Source organism: Brevundimonas sp. NPDC055311, from assembly GCF_053645695.1.
The window spans coordinates 1,033,379-1,052,924 of sequence record NZ_JBSHMV010000002.1 but is presented as its reverse complement, the minus strand read 5'-3'; the positions used below and the strand labels follow the sequence as shown (position 1 = coordinate 1,052,924).

General features: G+C 66.6%; 18 protein-coding genes. 10 read left to right on the top strand and 8 right to left on the bottom strand.

Annotation, left to right across the window (positions count from 1 at the left end; genetic code table 11):
* Window positions 1–16: 16 nt before the first annotated feature.
* Window positions 17–1,288 (bottom strand): NupC/NupG family nucleoside CNT transporter, encoded by a 1,272-nt coding sequence (locus ACWIDZ_RS10870; RefSeq protein WP_338576292.1) that lies wholly within the window; start codon window positions 1,286–1,288, stop codon window positions 17–19.
* Between the two features lie 180 nt (window positions 1,289–1,468).
* Between ACWIDZ_RS10870 and ACWIDZ_RS10865 the strand changes: the two genes are divergently transcribed.
* Entirely contained in the window at window positions 1,469–2,407 is a 939-nt protein-coding gene (locus ACWIDZ_RS10865; protein WP_453989622.1) for a DUF4349 domain-containing protein, read from the top strand.
* Window positions 2,408–2,413: 6 nt separating this feature from the next.
* Here the strand turns inward: ACWIDZ_RS10865 and ACWIDZ_RS10860 are convergent, their stop codons facing one another.
* Window positions 2,414–3,292 (bottom strand): branched-chain amino acid aminotransferase, encoded by an 879-nt coding sequence (locus ACWIDZ_RS10860; RefSeq protein ID WP_338576294.1) that lies wholly within the window; start codon window positions 3,290–3,292, stop codon window positions 2,414–2,416.
* An 88-nt stretch (window positions 3,293–3,380) separates the two neighbouring features.
* On the opposite strand from ACWIDZ_RS10860, the gene ACWIDZ_RS10855 reads away from it, so the two are divergent.
* The 3 genes from ACWIDZ_RS10855 (at window position 3,381) to ACWIDZ_RS10845 (ending at window position 6,089) form a co-directional block, all read left to right on the top strand.
* Window positions 3,381–4,112, top strand: coding sequence for a response regulator (locus ACWIDZ_RS10855; protein WP_291778434.1), 732 nt, complete (start codon window positions 3,381–3,383; stop codon window positions 4,110–4,112).
* Between the two features lie 23 nt (window positions 4,113–4,135).
* Window positions 4,136–5,494: an ATP-binding protein gene (locus ACWIDZ_RS10850; RefSeq protein ID WP_312218026.1), complete on the top strand. Its 1,359-nt coding sequence runs from the start codon at window positions 4,136–4,138 to the stop codon at window positions 5,492–5,494.
* Between the two features lie 103 nt (window positions 5,495–5,597).
* On the top strand, window positions 5,598–6,089 hold the full coding sequence (locus ACWIDZ_RS10845; protein WP_346487264.1) for a hypothetical protein: 492 nt from the start codon (window positions 5,598–5,600) through the stop codon (window positions 6,087–6,089).
* 12 nt (window positions 6,090–6,101) lie between these two features.
* Here ACWIDZ_RS10845 and ACWIDZ_RS10840 read toward each other — a convergent pair whose 3' ends face one another.
* From ACWIDZ_RS10840 to ACWIDZ_RS10830, 3 genes are all read right to left on the bottom strand, one after another.
* Window positions 6,102–6,905: a pyrroline-5-carboxylate reductase family protein gene (locus ACWIDZ_RS10840; protein ID WP_453989621.1), complete on the bottom strand. Its 804-nt coding sequence runs from the start codon at window positions 6,903–6,905 to the stop codon at window positions 6,102–6,104.
* Complete coding sequence (locus ACWIDZ_RS10835) at window positions 6,905–7,408, bottom strand: type III secretion system chaperone family protein (protein WP_004370784.1); 504 nt, start codon at window positions 7,406–7,408, stop codon at window positions 6,905–6,907. The genes ACWIDZ_RS10840 and ACWIDZ_RS10835 overlap by 1 nt, the downstream gene beginning before the upstream one ends.
* Before the next feature lie 79 nt (window positions 7,409–7,487).
* Entirely contained in the window at window positions 7,488–7,775 is a 288-nt protein-coding gene (locus ACWIDZ_RS10830; protein ID WP_453989620.1) for an accessory factor UbiK family protein, read from the bottom strand.
* Window positions 7,776–7,954: 179 nt separating this feature from the next.
* On the opposite strand from ACWIDZ_RS10830, the gene lgt reads away from it, so the two are divergent.
* Genes lgt through pgeF form a run of 4 tightly spaced genes read left to right on the top strand, consistent with a single transcriptional unit; the run spans window position 7,955 to window position 10,958 of the window.
* On the top strand, window positions 7,955–8,827 hold the full coding sequence (lgt, locus tag ACWIDZ_RS10825; protein WP_312218029.1) for a prolipoprotein diacylglyceryl transferase: 873 nt from the start codon (window positions 7,955–7,957) through the stop codon (window positions 8,825–8,827).
* Between the two features lie 7 nt (window positions 8,828–8,834).
* On the top strand, window positions 8,835–9,908 hold the full coding sequence (locus ACWIDZ_RS10820) for a class I SAM-dependent methyltransferase (RefSeq protein ID WP_453989619.1): 1,074 nt from the start codon (window positions 8,835–8,837) through the stop codon (window positions 9,906–9,908).
* Between the two features lie 34 nt (window positions 9,909–9,942).
* On the top strand, window positions 9,943–10,191 hold the full coding sequence (locus ACWIDZ_RS10815) for a helix-hairpin-helix domain-containing protein (protein ID WP_453989618.1): 249 nt from the start codon (window positions 9,943–9,945) through the stop codon (window positions 10,189–10,191).
* Window positions 10,188–10,958 (top strand): peptidoglycan editing factor PgeF, encoded by a 771-nt coding sequence (pgeF, locus tag ACWIDZ_RS10810; protein WP_453989617.1) that lies wholly within the window; start codon window positions 10,188–10,190, stop codon window positions 10,956–10,958. The genes ACWIDZ_RS10815 and pgeF overlap by 4 nt, the downstream gene beginning before the upstream one ends.
* Before the next feature lie 176 nt (window positions 10,959–11,134).
* Here the strand turns inward: pgeF and lpxC are convergent, their stop codons facing one another.
* The 3 genes from lpxC to ACWIDZ_RS10795 form a co-directional block, all read right to left on the bottom strand.
* Window positions 11,135–12,034 carry a UDP-3-O-acyl-N-acetylglucosamine deacetylase gene (lpxC, locus tag ACWIDZ_RS10805; RefSeq protein WP_291778250.1) on the bottom strand — a complete coding sequence of 300 codons (900 nt, stop codon included), beginning with the start codon at window positions 12,032–12,034 and terminating at the stop codon, window positions 11,135–11,137.
* 204 nt (window positions 12,035–12,238) lie between these two features.
* The gene (gene ftsZ / locus ACWIDZ_RS10800) at window positions 12,239–13,834 is read right to left on the bottom strand and encodes a cell division protein FtsZ (protein ID WP_343831015.1); all 1,596 of its coding nucleotides are present in this window, start codon (window positions 13,832–13,834) and stop codon (window positions 12,239–12,241) included.
* A 239-nt stretch (window positions 13,835–14,073) separates the two neighbouring features.
* Window positions 14,074–15,879, bottom strand: coding sequence for an alpha/beta hydrolase family protein (locus ACWIDZ_RS10795; protein WP_312218036.1), 1,806 nt, complete (start codon window positions 15,877–15,879; stop codon window positions 14,074–14,076).
* On the opposite strand from ACWIDZ_RS10795, the gene ACWIDZ_RS10790 reads away from it, so the two are divergent.
* Window positions 15,878–16,225: a hypothetical protein gene (locus ACWIDZ_RS10790; protein ID WP_453989616.1), complete on the top strand. Its 348-nt coding sequence runs from the start codon at window positions 15,878–15,880 to the stop codon at window positions 16,223–16,225. The genes ACWIDZ_RS10795 and ACWIDZ_RS10790 overlap by 2 nt on opposite strands.
* Window positions 16,226–16,371: 146 nt before the next feature.
* Complete coding sequence (locus ACWIDZ_RS10785; protein WP_453989615.1) at window positions 16,372–19,452, top strand: TonB-dependent receptor plug domain-containing protein; 3,081 nt, start codon at window positions 16,372–16,374, stop codon at window positions 19,450–19,452.
* Window positions 19,453–19,546 lie beyond the last annotated feature (94 nt).

Below are 19,546 nucleotides of genomic sequence, written 5' to 3'. Positions count from 1 at the left end.
GCCCTGCGCGACGCTACTAGGCGAAGACGGCGGCGGGCAAGGCCCCGACGATGCAGGCGGTCATCAGGGTCGCCAGGAAGCCGGCGAACAGCGCCTTCCACACCAGCCCCAGCACCTCTTCGCGCCGCTCGGGCATCAGCACCGACAGACCGGTGACGGTGATCCCGACCGAGCCGATGTTGGCGAAACCGCACAGGGCATAGGTCATCAGCATCCGGGTGCGCTCGCTCATCTCGGCGGCCGGAACCTTGCCCAGTTCGATGAAGGCGACGAACTCGGTCAGGGTCAGCTTGACCCCCAGCAGCCAGCCCGCCTTGTGGGCGTCGGCCCATTCCACGCCGGTCAGCCAGGCCACGGGCGCGAACAGCACGCCCAGGATGCGCTCGACCGTCAGCGGTTCGCCGGCGATGACGAAGCCGCCCAGGATAATGTTGGCCAGGGCCACCAGGGCCACGAAGACGATCAGCACGGCCGAGATGTTCAGCACCACCATCAGGCCGTCGGACGTGCCCTTGACGATGGCGTCGACGGAACTGTCGTATTTCAGGGCCGAGTTGTAGTCGGCCACGGCTCCGCCCTCGCCGGGCTTTTCAGGGATGATGACGCGGGCCAGCATGACGCCGGCCGGCGCCGAGACGATCGAGGCCACCAGCACGTGCCCCGCAGCATTGGACAGGACCGGCGACAGAATGGTCGCATAGGCCACCATGGTCGAACCGGCGACGGTGGCCAGGCCCACCACCATCATCAGGAAGACTTCCGAACGGGTCAGCTTGTCCAGATAGGCGCGGATGACGATGGGGCTTTCGATCATGCCCAGGAAGACGTTGGCCGCCACCGCCAGCGCCGAGGCGCCGCCCAGCCCCATGGTCCGCTGAAACAGGAAGCCGAAGCCGAGGGTGATCCACTTCAGGATCTTCCAGTGCCACAACAGGGCCGACAGGGCCGAGATCACCAGGATCAACGGCAGCACGTTGAAGGCGAAGGTGAACAGCGCGCCCTCATTGGCCACGGCGTAGGGCTGGTCCCCGCCCGCCAGGAAGCCGAAGACGAACCTGGTGCCCTCTTCGGTCGCCAGCTCCAGCCCCTTCACCGCATTGTTGATGCCGTCCAGCACCACCTGCGAGCCGGGTATGGCGAAGGTCGCCAGCACCAGCGCCGCCTGCACCAGCACTGCGCCGATCGCCAGCCGCCACGGAAAGGCGCGGCGGTTCTCGGAGATCGCCCAGCAGAGGGCGACGATGACGACCAGCCCGAACAGGCTCTGGAGGTTCAGGAGGCTGAACATGAAATAAGCGGCTCCGGCCCCGGCGCGCGGCCGACGTTTGTGGTTTTGCTTGAACGCACCCTGCGGCCCGCTGGTCAAGAGCTCGCGCGACGTTCGGACGCGGCAAAGCCTTCCGTCAGCCCAAACTTCGCCGTTATGCTCCTCCCCTATCAGCGTTACGCACCAATGGGGAGGCAGGGCATGCGCAAGGAACTGATGGCGGCGCTGATGGTCGGCGGAGCAGCCCTGGCCGGGTGCGGCCCAGCTCTAGACAACTATGTCGACGAAGCGGTCGATGTCGAGTTGATGGCTCCCCCCGGCGGCGCGGCGGCCGCAGGGCCTGACGCCGCAGCAGACGCTCCACGCTCTGCTCGAACAGGCGACGACACGAGCGCGCCCAGCATCGCTTACGCCTATCGATTCGGGCTCGAACTCCCTACCGAGGCGGCGCCTCGCCTGATGTTCCGCCACGAGCAGGCCTGCATCAGCGCCGGGCCGACGCAATGTCAGGTTCTCGGCGCACAATCGAACCGCGTGGGGCGAGACTCGCTGTCGGCGCGACTCGAAATGCGCGCCTCCCCTGCCTACGTCGCCCGCTTCCGCGCAGGACTGGAACAGGAGGCCAAGGGCGCGGGCGGAAGCGTGATCGATCAAGCGGTCGAGAGCGAAGACCTGACACGGCAGTTGATCGACACAGAGGCCAGGCTGAAGGCGCTGACCACCCTGCGTGATCGGCTGCAGCAGTTGCTGTCGACCCGCAGCGGCACGCTGGAACAGTTGCTGCAGGTCGAACGTGAATTGGCGCGGGTTCAGGGAGAACTGGACGCCGCCCGATCAACGCTGGAGGTCATGCGCACACGGGTCCAGACGTCACGCTTGGACGTCTATTATCGCGCCGCAGGGCGCCTGGCGCCCGACAGCGCCCTGCGGCCTGTGTCCGACGCCATGAACTCGGCGACCTATGCCTTCATGTCTTCTCTGGGCGGTGTGATCCTGTTCGTGGCTGGCGCGCTGCCTGTCCTGCTGCTGGGCGCGCCGCTGCTCTGGCTGATTTGGCGTTGGCGCAGGCAGGTGCGCGCCCGCAAGGCCGCGGCTCAGGCAGCGCTCACGAAAGAGGCGGAGGCAAGCCCCTCCGCCTGATCGGGGTCAGAGCTGGCCGCGCACCAGCTTGCCGTAGTCGTCCATCAGACCCAGCGACAGTTCGCCCGGCGTGAAGCGATAGTCGCCGACCTGCCCCACCGGGGTGACTTCGGCGGCCGAGCCGGTCAGGAAGCACTCGGAGAAGCCGGCCAGCTCTTCCGGCAGGATGTCGCGCACCACGACCTCGGTCCCGCGCGCCTGGGCCATTTCGATCACCGTCTGGCGGGTGATGCCGTCCAGGATGTGGTCGACGCGCGGCGTGTGCAGGGCGCCGTCCTTGACGAAGAAGACGTTGGCGCCGGTCGCCTCGGCCACATAGCCGCGCCAGTCCAGCATCAGGGCGTCGGCGTAGCCGCGCTTCTCGGCGGCCGTCTTGGACATGGTGCAGATCATGTAGAGACCTGCCGCCTTGGCCGTGGACGGCGCCGTGGACGGGTCGGGGCGGCGCCATTTGGCCCACTCCAGGGCGATGCCCTTCTTCTTGACCTCGGGGTCGAAATAGCTGGGCCATTCCCAGGCGGCGATGGCCAGGTGGACCTTGCTGTTCCTGGCCGAAACGCTCAGCTGCTCGGCGCCCAGATAGGCGACAGGGCGGATATAGCAGTCGATCAGGCCGTTGCGCGCGCAGGTTTCCTTGCAGGCGGCGTCGATCTCGGCCACGCTATAGGGAATCTCGAAGTCGAGCAGTTCGGCCGAACGCTTCAGGCGCTGGCTATGGGCTGTCAGCTTGAAGATTTCACCGCCATACATACGCTCACCCTCGAACACCGACGAGCCGTAGTGAAGGCCATGGGTCAGAACGTGCGTTTTCGCCTCCCGCCAGGGGACGAACTCGCCGTCAAACCAGATCCAGCCGTCACGATCGTCGAAAGGAACGAAGGCCATTGAAGAACGTCTCCCGCGCAACGAAATCGGTTAGACGCCTGTCGCGCGCCAGCGTCAACGGCGCATCGCGAGGAGAGTCGCAATGAGCATGATCGAGCCTCGCGCCAACGGCCGCTCAGGCCCAGTCGCCCCCGCCGGCAGCGGGCGGCACGTCCTGGTCGTCGACGACGACGACCGCATCCGCGAACTGCTCAAGGAGTTCCTGAGCCGCGAGGGCTATCGCGTCACCGGCGCCGCCCACGCGGGCGCGGCGCGTCGGCTGGTCGAGCTGATCGAGTTCGATCTGATCGTTCTGGACGTCATGATGCCGGGCGAGAGCGGGTTCGACCTGACGACCTGGATCCGCAGCCAGGCGGCCCTGTCCAAGACGCCCGTGCTGCTGCTGACGGCCAAGGGCGACCCGGACGACCGGATCGAGGGTCTGTCGCGCGGCGCCGACGACTATATGTCCAAACCCTTCGACCCGCGTGAGCTGGCGTTGCGGATCGAGGCCATCCTGCGCCGCACCGGCGGCAAGCTGATGACGCCCAAGGAGATCCGCATGGGCCCCGCCGTCTTCGACATGGAGCGGCTGGAGTTGACGCGCGACGGCGAACCCCAGCGCCTGACCGAGGCGGAGGCGCAGTTGCTGAAGACCCTGGCCATCCACGCCCATTCGCCCGTCGAGCGCATGACCCTGTCGCCGGACACGGCCGACATCACCGGCCGAGCCGTGGACGTGCAGGTGACGCGCCTGCGCCGCAAGCTGGAGGCGGACCCCAAGAATCCGCGCTATCTCCAGACCGTGCGCGGCGTCGGCTATATGCTGGCGCCGGACTGACGACAGGAAACGGAACGCCCTCCATGCGGCTGATGCCGTTCAACGTCTGGACGCGGTGGATCAAGCGTCGGCTGCCGACCTCGCTCTGGGGCCGGTCGCTGCTGATCATCGTCCTGCCGGTGCTGATCATGCAGGCGGCGGTGACCTGGGCCTTCTTCGACGCCCACTGGCAGGCGGTGACGGCGCGCCTGTCCGAGGGTCTGGCGGGCGACGTGGCCTGGGCGGCCGAGAGCTATCGGGACGATCCCTCGGCCCGGAACCTGGCGCTGATCTCCGAGCGCGCCGAACGGTCGATGCAACTGTCCATCGCCTTCCAACCCGCCGCCTCCCTGCCCGACGAAGAGCGGCGCGGGGCCCTGGGCCTGGTCGACCGGACGCTGGAGAAGGCCCTGGCTTCGCGGCTGGATCAGCCCTTCTGGTTCGACACCACCCGGTATCCCGCCTATGTCGACATCCGCGTACAGGAAGCCGACGGCGTCCTGCGCATCATCGCCCCGCGCGAACGGGCCGTGGCGACCCAGGCCCATATCTTCGTCCTGTGGCTGATGATCGCCACCGTCCTGCTGCTGGGCGTGGCGGTGCTGTTCATCCGCAACCAGGTCCGCGCCATCGAGCGCCTGGCTCACGCCGCCGAAGCCTTTGGCCGGGGCGAGAGCGTGCCGCGCTTCAAGCCGCACGGCGCGCGCGAGGTGCGGGCCGCCGCCAGCGCCTTTCTGGACATGCGTTCGCGCATCCAGCGCCATATCGACCAGCGCACCGCCCTGCTGGCCTCCGTCAGCCATGACCTGCGCACCCCCCTGACCCGTCTGCGTCTCGAACTGGCCCTGGCCCCGCCCTTCAAGCGCGCCGAGGCAATGAAGGGCGACCTGGACGAGATGGAGCACATGATCGACGAATACCTGGCCTTCGCGCGCGGCGAGGCGGGCGAAGCGGCTCAGACGATCTCCGTGCCGGAAATGCTGCGCCGCGCCGCCGAGGACGCTCGCCGCTCGGGCGCCGTGGCCGAGGTCGAGGCGCCCGACGACCTGAACATGCTGGCCCGGCCCCTGGCCTTCCGTCGGGCGATCAACAACCTGGTCGGCAACGCCGCGTCGCACGGTGAAAAGGTGCGGCTGTCGGCCCGTCCCCTGCCCTCCGGCGGTCTTGAGATTCTGGTCGAGGACGACGGCCCCGGCATCCCCGACGACATGCACGAGGAGGCCTTCCGTCCCTTCTCTCGCCTGGACGCCTCGCGCAACCAGAACCGCAAGGGGGTGGGCCTGGGTCTGGCCGTGGCGCGCGACGTGGCGCGCAGCCACGGCGGAGACATCACCCTGGGCCGCAGCGACCTGGGCGGGCTGAAGGCGTCCATCCGGCTGCCGGCCGATCGCCGCGCCGCCTAGACCGATTTCGCGCGGGAACTTTGGCCCTCGCCCCTAGCGGAACCGTAAAATCATCGCCATCTTGTCTCCTGTTCCAGGGGGGCCTGGAATCAGGAGTCCGAATATGCGTCGTATTGCTTTCCTTGCGCCGCTCGCCGCCGCCCTCGCCGTTTCCGGCGCCGCAGCAGCTCAGCCTTCGGCCGTCGTCGTGACGGTCAGCCCCGACTTCGCCAAGACCGCCCAGGAACTGGGCGACCGCGACGTCCAGCAACAGGTCAGCGACCTGACCCGCACGGTCGAGCGCGTGCTGACGGATCGTCACGCCCTGGATGGCGCTCGCGTGGAACTGGTCATCACAGACCTGAAGCCCAATCGCCCGACCATGCAGCAACTGGGCGACAAGCCCGGTCTGGACGGCATGCGCAGCCTGTCGATCGGCGGCGCGGCGGTGGAAGGCTCGGTGACCATGGCCTCGGGCGAGGTCCAGCCGGTCAAGTTCGACTACTACACCCCGACCCTGGCCGATGCGCGCGGTTCCACCACCTGGACCGACGCCCAGCGCGCCTATGACCGCCTGGCCCGCAACCTGGCCGAAGGACGTTTCGTCAAACGCTGAGGCGCTTGACGATCAGCCGCTGAGTTCGCTGGACTTGGCGACCGCCGCCTTCACGGCGCTCTCGACAGAACGGTCGAGGGCGCCGTTTTCATTGAGGGCGACCAGACCCGCCTGGGTCACGCCGCCGGGCGAGGCCACGCGGTCGATCAGAGCGTTCAACGCCTCGTCGCCCTCCACGCCCGCCGCTGCGGACCGCAGGGTGGCGCGCGCCAGACGCGCCGCCGCCTCGGGCGACAGCCCTTCCGCTTCTCCAGCCTCGGCCAGGGCGCGGGTGAAGGCGAAGAAATAGGCCGGGCCGCAGCCGGACACCGCCGTCGCCGCGTGCATCAGAGCCTCGTCATCCAGCAAAACCGTCTCGGCGATCGGTTCGAACAGCGACTGCCCGACCTTCAGGGCGTTCGTGTCGGCCGACCACAGCGTCGCCACCCCGCGCGCCTGAGCCACGCCGGTCGTCGGCATGACGCGCACGACGGGGCGGCCGTCGTAGCCGTCAGAGATCGTCTCGCCGCGCACCCCGGCCATGACCGAGACGATCACGGCGTCCGCCGCCAGATGCGGCAGCACCGCCTGCGCGGCCTCCAGCCATTTGGCGGGTTTGACGCCGATGACGAAGGCTCGAGCGTTCGCCAGTTCCTCCAGCGGCGGATTGATCCGTGCGCCCCTGGCCCGCGCCGCCTCGGCGACCGGCTTTTTGGACGGCGTCAGGATGATCAGATCGGCCGGATCGACGGCGCCCGTCGCCAGCCAGCCTTCCAGAATGGCCGAGCCCAGGCGCCCGACGCCCTGAAGCACGACCGGACGTCCATTGCCCGACATCAGGCGTTGCCCACGGTCTCGAACAGGCAGGCGTCGATCGCCTCCTTCGGCTTCTTGGAGCCGCGCACCATGAAGTCGAAGGCCGGATAGTAACGGTCCGCCGCCTCGACCGCCGCGTCGATCATGGAGGCGGCCTGGGCCAGGGTCGGGCGCTCGGTGTGCGGCAAGGCCAGGGCGTGACGGAAGACGATCTCGCCCTCGTCCGGCCAGATCTCGAAATGGCCCAGCCAGGTGCGCTGATTGATCATGGAGACCAGTTCATAGGCCGCCGCGCGGCGCGTCTTGGCCACCCGCAGGTCCAGCGCCAGGCACAGTTGAAGGCAGTCGCCCTCCGGCCGCCAGGCGAACCACAGCTCATAGTCCTTCCAGTCGCCGGCCAGGGCGAAGGCCAGGTCGCCCTCGTCCGTGCGGTCGAACGGCAGGTTCTCCGCCGTCAGGACGTGTTCGACCACATCCAGCGGATCAAAGGGCAGGTCGACCTCTTCGGGCCTCACAGCATCCATCAGGCGTTCAACTTCTTCAGCGACGACGGCGACTCAGATGAGCGCCCTTGAAGACGGTAGGCGTGTTCGCAGATTCGGCTCAACCGGCTGAATCCGGGCTTGAAGCGGCGTCTGTGGACGATCCCTTGGCGGCCTTCTTCGAAGCGGGCGCAGCGGCCTTCAGCGTCGCGATCTCGGCGCGCAGGGCGGCGATCTCGTCCTTCAGCACGTCGAACTCGTCGCGGCGCACCAGATCCATTTCGGCGACGAAGCGGTCGGCCTGGGCGCGCCAGGCGGCCTTGGCCTCTTCGCCCGCGGCCTGGGCCAGGCCCATGGCGCCGGTGGTCAGCTTGGCGAACTCATCAAGGAGGGGATTGCGCGTCTGCATGGCGGCCTCTTGAGAACTCCCGGACCATCGGTCCGAACGTGGTTAACGGTGCATTGATTTGGGTAAACCAAACCTTACCTGCCTGCGGCCTATAGACTGCTTCGCGGGAAAAGCGCGCGACGAATGCAGTCCCGCTTGCTAGACGATGGTCAACTTCTGAAGGCGCAGACGGAGGCCCCGTGCCCTTTCCCGAATTCGACCCCGTCCTGATCCATCTCGGCCCCCTGCCCATCCGCTGGTACGCCCTGGCCTATGTGGCCGGCATCGTCCTGGGCTGGTGGTACGCCTCACGCCTGGCCAAGACCGAGCGGCTGTGGGCGCCGGGCCGGTCGCCCGTCGGCGGACAGCAGCTGGACGACCTGGTGCTGTGGATCACGCTGGGCGTCATCCTGGGCGGGCGGTTCGGCTACGCCCTCTTCTACAAGCCGGCGATGTTCGCTCAACTCTTCACCGGCGACAGCTGGGGCGAACGGCTGGAGCTGTTGCAGCTGTGGACCGGCGGCATGAGCTTCCACGGCGGCTTCCTGGGCGTGGTCATCGCCATCGCCCTTTACGCCCGGCGCCAGCAGGTAAACCCGCTCAGCCTGGGCGACCTGATCGCCCCGGTCGCGCCGCTCGGCCTGTTCTTCGGCCGCATCGCCAACTTCATCAACGGCGAGCTGTGGGGCCGCGAGACGACGGTTCCCTGGGCCATCCGCTTCTGCAACGAACGCATCCAGCAGATGTACGGCTTCTGCCCTGCCGGCAACGAGCCGCGCCATCCCAGCCAGCTGTATGAGGCGGGCCTGGAAGGGCTGCTGCTGTTCATCGTCCTGTCGCTGGCGATCTGGAAGTGGCGGATGTTCAAGCGCCCCGGCTTCGTCACCGGCCTGTTCCTGCTGGGCTACGGCGTCTGCCGCGCCGCGTTGGAGAACGTGCGCCAGCCCGACGCCGGGCTGGAGAACCTGCCGCTGGGCCTGACCATGGGCATGATCCTGTCGATCCCGATGATGCTGGTCGGCGCCTGGCTGATCTGGCGTGCGCTGAAGAAGCCGGCCGTCACGGAGGCGTAAGACCATCATGGCGGAGACGCTCAAGGAGCGCCTGGTCCGCGAGATCGTGCTGACCGGGCCGATGACGGTGGCGGATTACGTCACCCGCTGCCTGCACGACCCCAAGGGCGGCTATTACGCTACGCGCCCCGCGCTGGGCGAGCGGGGCGACTTCATCACCGCCCCCATGGTCAGCCAGATGTTCGGCGAACTGATCGGCCTGTGGGCGGTCGAGACCTGGACCCGTCTGGGTGCGCCCGAGCGGGTGCGGTTGGTCGAGGTCGGCCCCGGCGACGGCACCCTGATGTCCGATGTGCTGCGCGCCGCGCGGCTGGTTCCCGGCTTCCTGCAGGCGGTCGACCTGATCCTGATCGAACCCAGCGCCCCCCTGCGCGCCGAACAGGCCCGGCGACTGTCCGACGCTGACGCGCACCCGCGCTGGCTCAGCGCCCTGCACCAGATCGAGACCGACGCCCCGGTCATCCTGATCGCCAATGAGGTGCTGGACTGCCTGCCCGCGCGCCAGTTCATCAAGACCGAAGGCGGCTGGGCCGAGCGCCGCATCGGCGTCACCGATGACAATGAGCTGACCTTCGGCCTGACCGCCATCGCCGACGGCTTCGAGACGCCGGGCTTCGACGTCAAACCGGGCCAGATCATCGAGATTTCCGAACAGCAGGCCGCCTTCGGCCGCGATCTGGCCAGCCTGATCCGCGCCGCTTCGGGCGCCGCCCTGCTCATCGACTACGGCCGCAGCAAACCCGAGGCGGGCGACACGCTCCAGGCCCTGCGACGCCACCAGAAGGTCGATCCCTTGTCCACGCCGGGCGAGGCCGACCTGACGCAATGGGCCGACTTCCCCCTGGTGCTGGAAGCCGCCGTGCGCGGCGGCGCCGACGTCACCGGCTGCGTCGGTCAGGGCGCTTTCCTCAAGGCGTTGGGGATCGAAGCCCGCGCCCAGCGGTTGATGCAGGGACGCCCCGAAGCCGCCCCGGTCATCCAGCGCCAGCTGGACCGCCTGACCGCGCCGGATCAGATGGGCGAACTGTTCAAGGCGGCGGCGATCTTCTCGCCGCGTTCGCTGGCCCTACCGGGCTTCTGACGCAGCCCGCCGGATGATGGAGGCTGATGCGCCCATGACCTTCACCGACCGCGAGCGCCAGATCCTGCTGGCGACCAAGGGCGTCGGCCCCAAGGTGATCCAGCGGCTGGAAGAACTGGGCGTCGGCGGCTTCGCCCGTCTGGCCCAGGCGGATGCAGCCGTCGTCTGCGCGGGCGCCGCCGCCAGCGTCGGCTCGATCTGCTGGAAGAACAGCCCCCAGGCCCGCAAGGCCGTTCAGGCCGCCATCGCCGCCGCCAGCACCGAACTGGAAGCCGCCGCATGAGCCTGAACCCGATCACCCATCCGCTGCTGACCAGGGCCGGGGTTCGCCACGGCTTCTTCACGCGCGCGGGCGGCGTATCGGACGGCCTCTACGCCGGATTGAACGCAGGAGTCGGCTCCAAGGACGACCCGGCCCGCGTCGCCGAGAACCGCCGCCGCGTCGCCGAATGGATGGGCGGCGGCGCCGACGACCTGTGCGGCTGCTATCAGGTCCACTCCGCCGTCGCCCGCGTGGCCGAAAGCGGCTGGGCCGGAGAACGCCCCGAGGGCGACGCCGTGGTCTCGGGCGTAAAGGGGCCGGTGCTGAGCGTCCTGACCGCCGACTGCGCGCCGGTGTTGTTCGCCGACGCCGAGGCGGGCGTCATCGGCGCCGCCCACGCGGGCTGGAAGGGCGCGCTGGGCGGCGTCATCCACTCGACCGTCACAGCCATGCAAGCCCTGGGCGCCGAGCCGTCGCGCATCGTCGCCGTCGTCGGCCCGTGCATCGCCCAAGGCTCCTATGAGGTCGGCGCCGACTATCAGGACCGATTCGCCCACCACGATCCCGGCAGCGAACGCTTCTTCGCCCCCGGCGCGGCCGACGACAAACGCCAGTTCGACCTGCCCGGCTTCGTCCTGTGGCGGCTGGAGCAGGCGGGCGTCGGCGAGGCCGCCTGGACCGGCGACGACACGCGCGCGGATGCGGCGCGTTTCTACTCCAACCGCCGCGCCTATCTGGCGGGCGAACCGGACTTCGGACGGTTGATCAGCGCGATTACACTAAGCTGACCCTTCTCCCCTTGTGGGAGAAGGTGGGCGCCGGAGGCGCTCGGATGAGGGGTGTCAGCGCGGCATCTAAAAATTAGCGAGGACGGCGACGCGACAATCTGGATGCCAGGGCGTCGTCACCCCTCATCCGTCAGGCTCCGCCTGCCACCTTCTCCCTCAAGGGGAGAAGGAAGATGTCAGCCCGCCATCGCCATATCGGGCACGCGAACCGTCTCGCGCCACGCATCCGGCTGGGCCAGCAGGGCGCGGACCAGTTTGTTGTTCAGGGCGTGGCCCGCCTTGACGCCTTCATAGCGGCCCAGCAGAGGCGCGCCGAGGACGTACAGGTCGCCGATGGCGTCCAGCGCCTTGTGGCGCACGAACTCGCGCTCCATGCGCAGGCCGCCGGGGTTCAGGATCTGGTCGCCGTCGATCACCACGGCGTTCTCCAGCGAACCGCCGCGAGCCAGCCCGGCCTGACGCAGGGCCTCGACCTCATGGGCGAAGCCGAAGGTGCGGGCCGCCATGATGTCCGAGCGGAAGGTCGCCTCGTCGACGACGAAGTCCACTACCTGATTGCCGATGACCGGCGTGGGGAAGTCGATCTCGAAGCGCATCTCATAGCGGTCGCAAGGCAGAAGGACGGCGGACTTGTCGCCCTCCTCCACCCGGATCGGCTTCAGGATCTCGATAAAGGTCTGGGGCGCTTCCTGACGACGGAAGCCCGCGCGGTCCAGCAGTTGCACGAACTGCAGCGCCGAGCCGTCCAGGATCGGCAGTTCCGGCCCGTCCACCTCGATCACGGCGTTGGAAACGCCCAGGGCGGCCAGCGCGGCCATCAGGTGCTCGATCGTCGACAGGCGCACGCCCGCCGCGTTCTCGATCATGGTGTTCAGGCGCGCGTCCACAACCGCCTCGCCCGAGACGGGGATGCGGTTGTCGCGGTCGGTCACGTCGGTACGCACGAAGACAATGCCGTGGCCGGGCGCAGCCGGGCGCACGACCAGACGCACGCGGCGGCCGGTGTGCACGCCAACGCCGGCGCAGATGGCCGGGGCGACGATGGTCTGTTCGTACTGGTCGTTGCGGACCGTCACTCGGATACTCTCTGTTGCGCGACCCGCCCCAAACGGGACGGTCTTCGCCTCGCCTGTCGTTTACGCCTCAGGGCTCAAGCCCGAAATGAAAGTCGAGTTTCGGATTGTTTCGGTTCGGCGACAGCTCGACGCCTTGCGCCCACACGCAAAAACGCCCCGGAGGTCGGCTCCGGGGCGTTTCAGTATCAAGGCTTTCTGGGCCGATCAGTTCGCGAGACGGCGGAGAAAGGAAGGGATCTCCAGGTCGTCATCCTCGGACTGGCCCACCTGCGGATCCTGCTGCTGAGGCTGCATCGACTGCGTCTGACGCAGTTGCTGGGTCGTGCGGTTCGACGACGGCGGCGGGGCATAGGATTGCTGCTGTTGAGGCTGCTGACGCTTGCGGCCGAACAGGCTCCAGCCGCTGCGACGATGATCGCGCTCGTCGTAGAAGGGCTCCTCGGCGGGCTCTTCATGACGGGCGGCCGGGCGCTGGGCCGGTTGTTGCGGCGCAGGCTGCTGACGCTGCGGGGCGCGGTCGAAATAGAGATCGCCCTGCTCCGAAGACGCCGCAGGCTGGGCGCGGCCGGCACCCTGCTCATATTCCTCGACCCAAGGATCGACGATCGGCTCCAGGTTGCGCGGCGCGTCGTGGATGACCGGTTCGGGCTTGGCCTCGATCTTCGGCTCGGGCGCGCGTGCGGCCGGGGCTTCATAGGTCGGAGTCGGCGCCGGCTGCGACGCGGCTTCACGCACCGGGTCGATGCGGACTTCCGGCTGACGCGGCGCAGCGGCCGACAGACCGCCCGGGCGACCGCCGAAGGCCTGGCCCTGCGGCTCGATCTGCTGGATGACGGCCTCGTCCATGCCGGTGGCGACGACCGAGACGCGGATCTTGCCGTCCAGCGCCGGATCGAAGGCGGCGCCGAAGATGATGTTGGCGTCGCCGTCCACTTCGCCGGCGATGGCGTTGGCGGCCTCGTCGACCTCCAGCAGGGTCATGTCCATGCCGCCGGTGATGTTCACCAGCACGGCCTTGGCGCCCTTCAGGCTGGTCTCGTCTAGCAACGGGTTGGCGATGGCGTTCTGGGCCGCCAGCAGGGCGCGGTCGTCGCCCGTGGCCTCGCCCGTGCCCATCATGGCCTTGCCCATCTCGCTCATCACGGCGCGGACGTCGGCGAAGTCGAGGTTGATCAGGCCCGGCAGGATCATCAGGTCGGTGATCGAGCGCACGCCCGAGTGCAGCACCTGGTCCGCCATGCCGAAGGCGTCGGAGAAGGTGGTGCGTTCGTTGGCGACGCGGAACAGGTTCTGGTTCGGGATGACGATCAGGGTGTCGACGTAACGCTGCAGCTCGGCCACGCCGGCGTCGGCCAGGCGCATCCGGTGACGGCCCTCGAAGGTGAAGGGCTTGGTCACCACGCCGACGGTCAGGATGCCGCGATCACGCGCGCATTTGGCGATGACCGGCGCCGCGCCGGTGCCGGTGCCGCCGCCCATGCCGCAGGTGATGAAGACCATGTGCGCGCCTTCCAGGTGCGCGTGGATCTCGTCCGCGCTTTCCTCGGCGGCGTTCATGCCGACTTCGGGGTGGGCGCCCGCGCCCAGCCCTTGCGTGATTGTCTCGCCCAGCTGGATGCGACGGTCGGTCTTGGCGAAGCTCAGGTGCTGGGCGTCGGTGTTGGCGACGACGAACTCCACCCCCTCAAGGCCGGAGTCGATCATGTTGTTGACGGCGTTGCCGCCCGCTCCGCCGACGCCGAAGACGACGATGCGAGGCTTCAGTTCCGTGGCTTCCGGCCTGACCAGCGAGAGAGACATTGTGTAATTCCGACCTAAGGACCCTGCCCTTCGTCCCCGATGCGAACTCCCCGCCGAATCGCATTGGTTATGAGCGCGTTAAGGAAAACCCCGTCTGCGTTAACGAAGGGTTACCTCAACTAGACTGAGTCGGAGTCGATGACATAGAAATTTGAAAGCTTTGCCAGAGCCTTGACCAAGAAAAAGGGGCGGACCGAAGCCCGCCCTAGGTCAAGATCAGCTGATCGGCTCGCGTGACGCTACAGACCGCCAGGCCCGCACGAGGTCTTAAGAAAGTCCTCGATCGACGTCAGGATCAATTCGGTGTTCTCGGGCGTCCAGGTGTTCATGGTGTGCTCCATGTCCGGCAGGATGCGCAGTTCCACCGGCTTGCCCAGGCGCTCAAGCGCCGCAGCAAAGGCTCGGGATTCCGCCGGGATCACCCGCGTGTCGCGATCTCCGGTGTACAGATAGATCGGGATCGACACCTCGCCGATACGACGCAGCGGGTCCTCGCCGTTCGCCGTCGGATGCTGGAATTCGCGCAGGAAGCGGCTGTTGTAGGTGCCCTTCTTGAACAGGTCGATGGTGGCCGGCCCCGCCCCGGCGATGGCGCATTGATACAGGCCGTTGGGCCGCACCGCCGCCATCATCGAGGCATAGCCGCCATAGGAGTAGCCATGCATGGCGATCCGATCCGGAGCCGCGACGCCCTGTTCGATCAGGTAGCGGGCGCCGTCGTCGTTATCGTCTTGCATCTTGCGGCCCCACTCGCTGTCGCCGGCGCGCCACAGGGCCTGGCCCCACCCTTCCGAGCCACGGAACTGGGGTTGCAGCACCGCATAGCCGCGCGTGGCGAAATACTGCGTCCAGCCCGTCGGATCCCAGTCCAGATTGTCGCGTGACCACGGACCGCCGTGCGGCGTGATGATCGCCGGATAGGGGCCCGGCCCGAACACCTCCGGATCCGGCTTGGTCAGAATGCCCGGAATCGTCAGGCCGTCGCGCGCCGCGTACTGGATCAGGCTGACCGGCCCCAGCTTGGCGTCCTTCAGCTCAGGGTTGGCGCGGCCCAATAACACCACGCCTCCGTCCTGAACCACATAGTATTCGGGCGGCGTCGACCCGCCGGACTTGCGGATGATGAATTTGGTGCGGTCGTCGGACACGGACACCACGTCGATGTCGGCGCCGTCTCCCACGTTGATCCGCGCGACCTGACCAGAAGCGATGTCCTTCCATTCCACAGCCGTGTCCTGCACGCCCAGAACCGTGCGGATCTGCTCGAACGCCGCCTCCATCTGCGGATCGACCCAATAGGTGCGACCACGCTCGCCTTGATAGCTGAACCCCAGAACCTCGCCGAAATCCTGCGGCGCACGCGACCGCACCACCCCGCCCGCGTCGAAGAAGGGGTGGGCGAAGGCGACCTCGCCCAGCTTTCTCTGCGTCACATCGTATTCAAAAATGGCTTCATGATCCCGGCCCTCGACATTGCTGACGAAGACGATGTTGGGATCGTTCGAAAACCCGGCGATCGAGATCGGCTTGCGATCGCGCGCGTACCAGCGGAAATGCTCCGCCCAACCGCCGCTCGGGTCCTTGATCCACTGAGCGATATAGGCGGCGCCGTTGTCGAAATCGAACTGCTGGCGCGCCCGGATGTCGCCGTTCAGATCGGCCTGCGGACTGCTGAAACGATCCGATCCCCGCTCACGCCGTTCGGCCCGACCCGTATAGAGGTTGAGCGAATAGGTATCGCCGCGCATGGGGTCGCGCACCAGGATGGACTGCGGGTCTTGCGGCAGGCCGCTCACCAGACCGCCCACCCCGACGAACTGCTGTTGCTCGTCGGTCAGGCCGTCGAACTTCAGCGACATCCGAACCGGCGAGCCCTCCAGGTCCAACACTTGCGTCCGCGTTGCGTACGACCGCTCGGCCTGACCGCTCAGGCTGAAGTCAGTGAGTTGCTGCGTCGTCACGAACAGTCGGTCGTTCTTGATGAACTGGGCGCCGATGATCTCCGACCGGGCGTCCGAGCCGACGATATGGGGAGCCGCCTTCATGTCAGCGGTCTTCCACACCGCCATGACCCGGCGTTTACCGTCGGGCGAGATCACCGCCACAATGTGGCGGCCATCAGGCGATACGGAGACGCTGCTGATCGCGGGTCGTCGAGCAAATGCGCTAGCTTCAGGCGCCGCCACCGCCTCAGCCGCCGCATGGGCAGGCGCCATGCCCAGCCCCGCCACGGCGGTCAATCCAAGCGCACCAAGCGCTATAAGCTTAATTTTACTCATTTTTATCTCACCCATCGCCGTTCGATTTGACTTCATGGTGTCGCAAAACTCTCGCGTCGCGCAAGTAGGCAAGGCACAACGCCTGCGCCGCCAAGCCGTGTCCAAAATATGACACACCCGGCGCACCCTCCCCCAATTTAGTCATTATTGTGTTGGCATTACGCTGATGTCCCGTAAGGATAAGCTTCGATCCGCTATCATGGCGGGAGATCGGTTCAGCCGATTCAGCAGTATGAAATCACGTTGGGGGGGCGCCACATGCGCATCAATCGAAACAGGCTTCTGGCCTCGACCTTCATCGCCGGAGCCTTGGCTATCGCTCCGGCAACCGCCTGGGCTCAAGAGTCTAGCAGCCAGCAAACCAACCAGACTGAAGACACCGCTTCGACCAGGGCCGAAGAAACCGATTCGACCAAGGTCAGCGACGTCGTGGTCACCGGCTCGCGCATCCGGCGCAATGAATTCACCAGCTCATCGCCGGTGCAGATCATTACTTCCGAAGAAGCCACGCTCGAAGGCCTGATCGACACTACGGAAATCCTGCAAGGTTCGACCATCGCGGGCACCGCCGGTCAGATCAATAACGCCTTCACAGGCTTCGTTACCGTCGGCGGCCCTGGCGTCAACACTCTGTCGCTGCGCGGCCTGGGCGCCAACCGCACCTTGATCCTGCTGAACGGTCGTCGCGCTGGCCCCGCCGGCGCCCGCGGCCAGGTCGGCCCCACCGACCTGAACGTTATTCCCGCCTCGATGATCGAGCGAGTTGAAATCCTCACCGACGGCGCGTCTTCGATCTACGGTTCCGACGCCATCGCCGGCGTGGTCAACATCATCACCCGCCAGAATCTGGATGGCGGCGCGATCAACATTCAGGCCAACCAGCCCTTCGAATCGGGCGGTGAAGAATACAACATCAGCGCCAGCCAGGGCTGGGTGTTCGATCGCGGATACCTCTCCGTCAGCGCCGACTATTACGAGCGCAGGCCGCTGCTCTTCGGGGACCGCGACACCTTCAGCTGCCCTCAAGCCTATAACTTCTACGACTCCAACCATCTGTTCCGGGCCGACCCGATCGATCCGGACACGGGCACCTATGTCTGCAATAGCACAGGGGCGGAACTGGTCTCGCTCTACTTCGCCGGCGGCGGTTGGGGCGCTTCGGACTATGCTCCCGACCCCAACGCCATCGCCGGCGGCGGCCCACTGGGCTGCGATATGAACGGCTGGCGTCATGTGCGCGTGTTCATGGTTGGTCACGGCGACGCCTGCTGGCTGCCCGCCACTCAAGGCGACGCGCCGTGGCAAGCGCCGGACGCCGATGCCTACAATGAACTGTTACGCAGCTATGCCGGCCTTTCCGGCATCGCCACCCACAGCGACCGCTACGCCAGTCGCACGGCGATTTCCCCCGTCAAACGGACCAGCCTCGTCCTGACGGGCGGCTATGACCTGACCCCGAACACCGAAATCTACGGCGAACTGCTGTGGAACCGCCGTGAATCCTCGCAGGAAAACTGGCGTCAGTGGTGGGGCGTCATTCCCGCCGCCCACCCGCGCAATCCCTTCCCGGCTGTGATGTTCGATCCCCTTCTGGGCGGCAACCTGCCGATCACTCACATCGAGCCCACCCTGCTGATCAACTCCCGTGCCGATCAGCAGGTGGACTACATCCGCGGCGTCATGGGCATTCGTGGTTCTCTGGCCATCGGTCGTGGCTGGGACTGGGACCTGACCGCCCAATACAGCCGATCAGACGCCGATTACGGCGGCAACTTCATCTATAATGACCGCGTTCTGGCCGCCACCGCCGCGTCCGGTTGTAACGTCGCCCTGCTGACCACCGCTACGGCCTGTCCGACCGGCGGCGTCGACTTCTTCTCGCCCGCCGTGGTCGGCGACGGCCAGCTGCGTCCGGAAGATCGCGACTTCCTCCTAGGTTATGAGGTCGGCAACACGGTTTACACCCACGCCTATATTGAAGGCGTGATCTCGGGTGACCTGTTCGACCTGCCCGCTGGCCCCGTCGGCGCCGCGCTGGGCTTCCAATATCGCGAAGAGAAGATCGACGACCAACCCGGCCCGCAAGAGCGTTCGGGCAATTTCTGGGGTTCATCCTCGGCAGTCGAGACCGTCGGCAAAGACACCATCAAGGAGCTGTTCGCGGAATTCGAGATTCCGGTTCTGCGCGACCTGCCGCTCGTCAACAGCCTGTCCTTCAACCTTTCCGGCCGTTATTCGGATTATGACACCTACGGCGACCAAACGACTTACAAGGTCGGCCTGAACTGGTCGCTAACCCCGGAATGGCGCATCCGCGCCGCTACGGGCACCTCGTTCCGCGCTCCGGCCCTGTATGAACTTTTCCTGGGCAACCTGACGAACTACGGTTTCGCTCAGACTTCCGACCCCTGCCGAAACTGGAGCTTGTCGAGCAACCCGACGATCCAGGCCAACTGCGCCGCTGGTCGTCCCGGTGAAGGCCCCCTGCCGGACACCTTCCCCACCGTACCGACCTCGTCGGCCGAGGTGACGGTGGGCGGCGGTCAGGGCGTCCTCAACGCCGAAACGGCTGACACCTACAGCATCGGCCTCATCTGGACGCCGTCGTTCGTGAAGCTGAACGTCGCCCTCGACTACTTCAACATCGAGGTGCAGGATCAGGTCGCTCAGTTCGGTGCAGCTTCCATCGTGGCAGGCTGCTATGCTTCGGAAAACTTCCCGAACGAGCCGCTCTGTGATCTGTTCACCCGTGCTCCTGGCACAGACCCGGAACGGCCGTACGAAATCCTCACGATCAACGACAGCTATGTGAACATCTCGCGGCAGGCCAACGAAGGGCTGGACCTGACGGCACGCTACACCCGCGATTTCAGCTTCGGCGACCTGACCGTGAATGCTCGCGCCAGCTATATCCTCAACTGGGAATCTCAGTTGCGGACGGCCTCGACGCCGACGATCCTGAAAGATCGTATCGGCAACCCCGAATGGGTCGCCAACATGAACGCCCGGTTTGACAGAAACGACTGGACCTTCTTCTGGGCCGCCAACTTCGTCCCGGAAACGTCGAACCAGCACCTGTACACCTCGGAGACCAGCACATGGTTCAATGAAACGGTGTTCATCCCCCGCGAAGTGGGCTTCTACCAGACCCACGACCTGTCGGTTCGCCGCCGGTTCGACAAATGGACCGTGCAAGTCGGCGTCCAAAACGTGTTCGACGCCACCCCCGACGCAGTTTCGTCCAGCGCCGGCGTGACGCGGACCGGCAACATCCCGCGCACGTCGCAATACGACTTCCTGGGTCGCCGGGCCTACTTCTCGATCTCCCACTCCTGGTGATTGAGACAGCCTGAAGGCTGAGCAGCACTGGAAACGGAGCGGTGGGTTCATCCCACCGCTCTTTTTCTTGACTGAATTCACATTGGATGCTGGC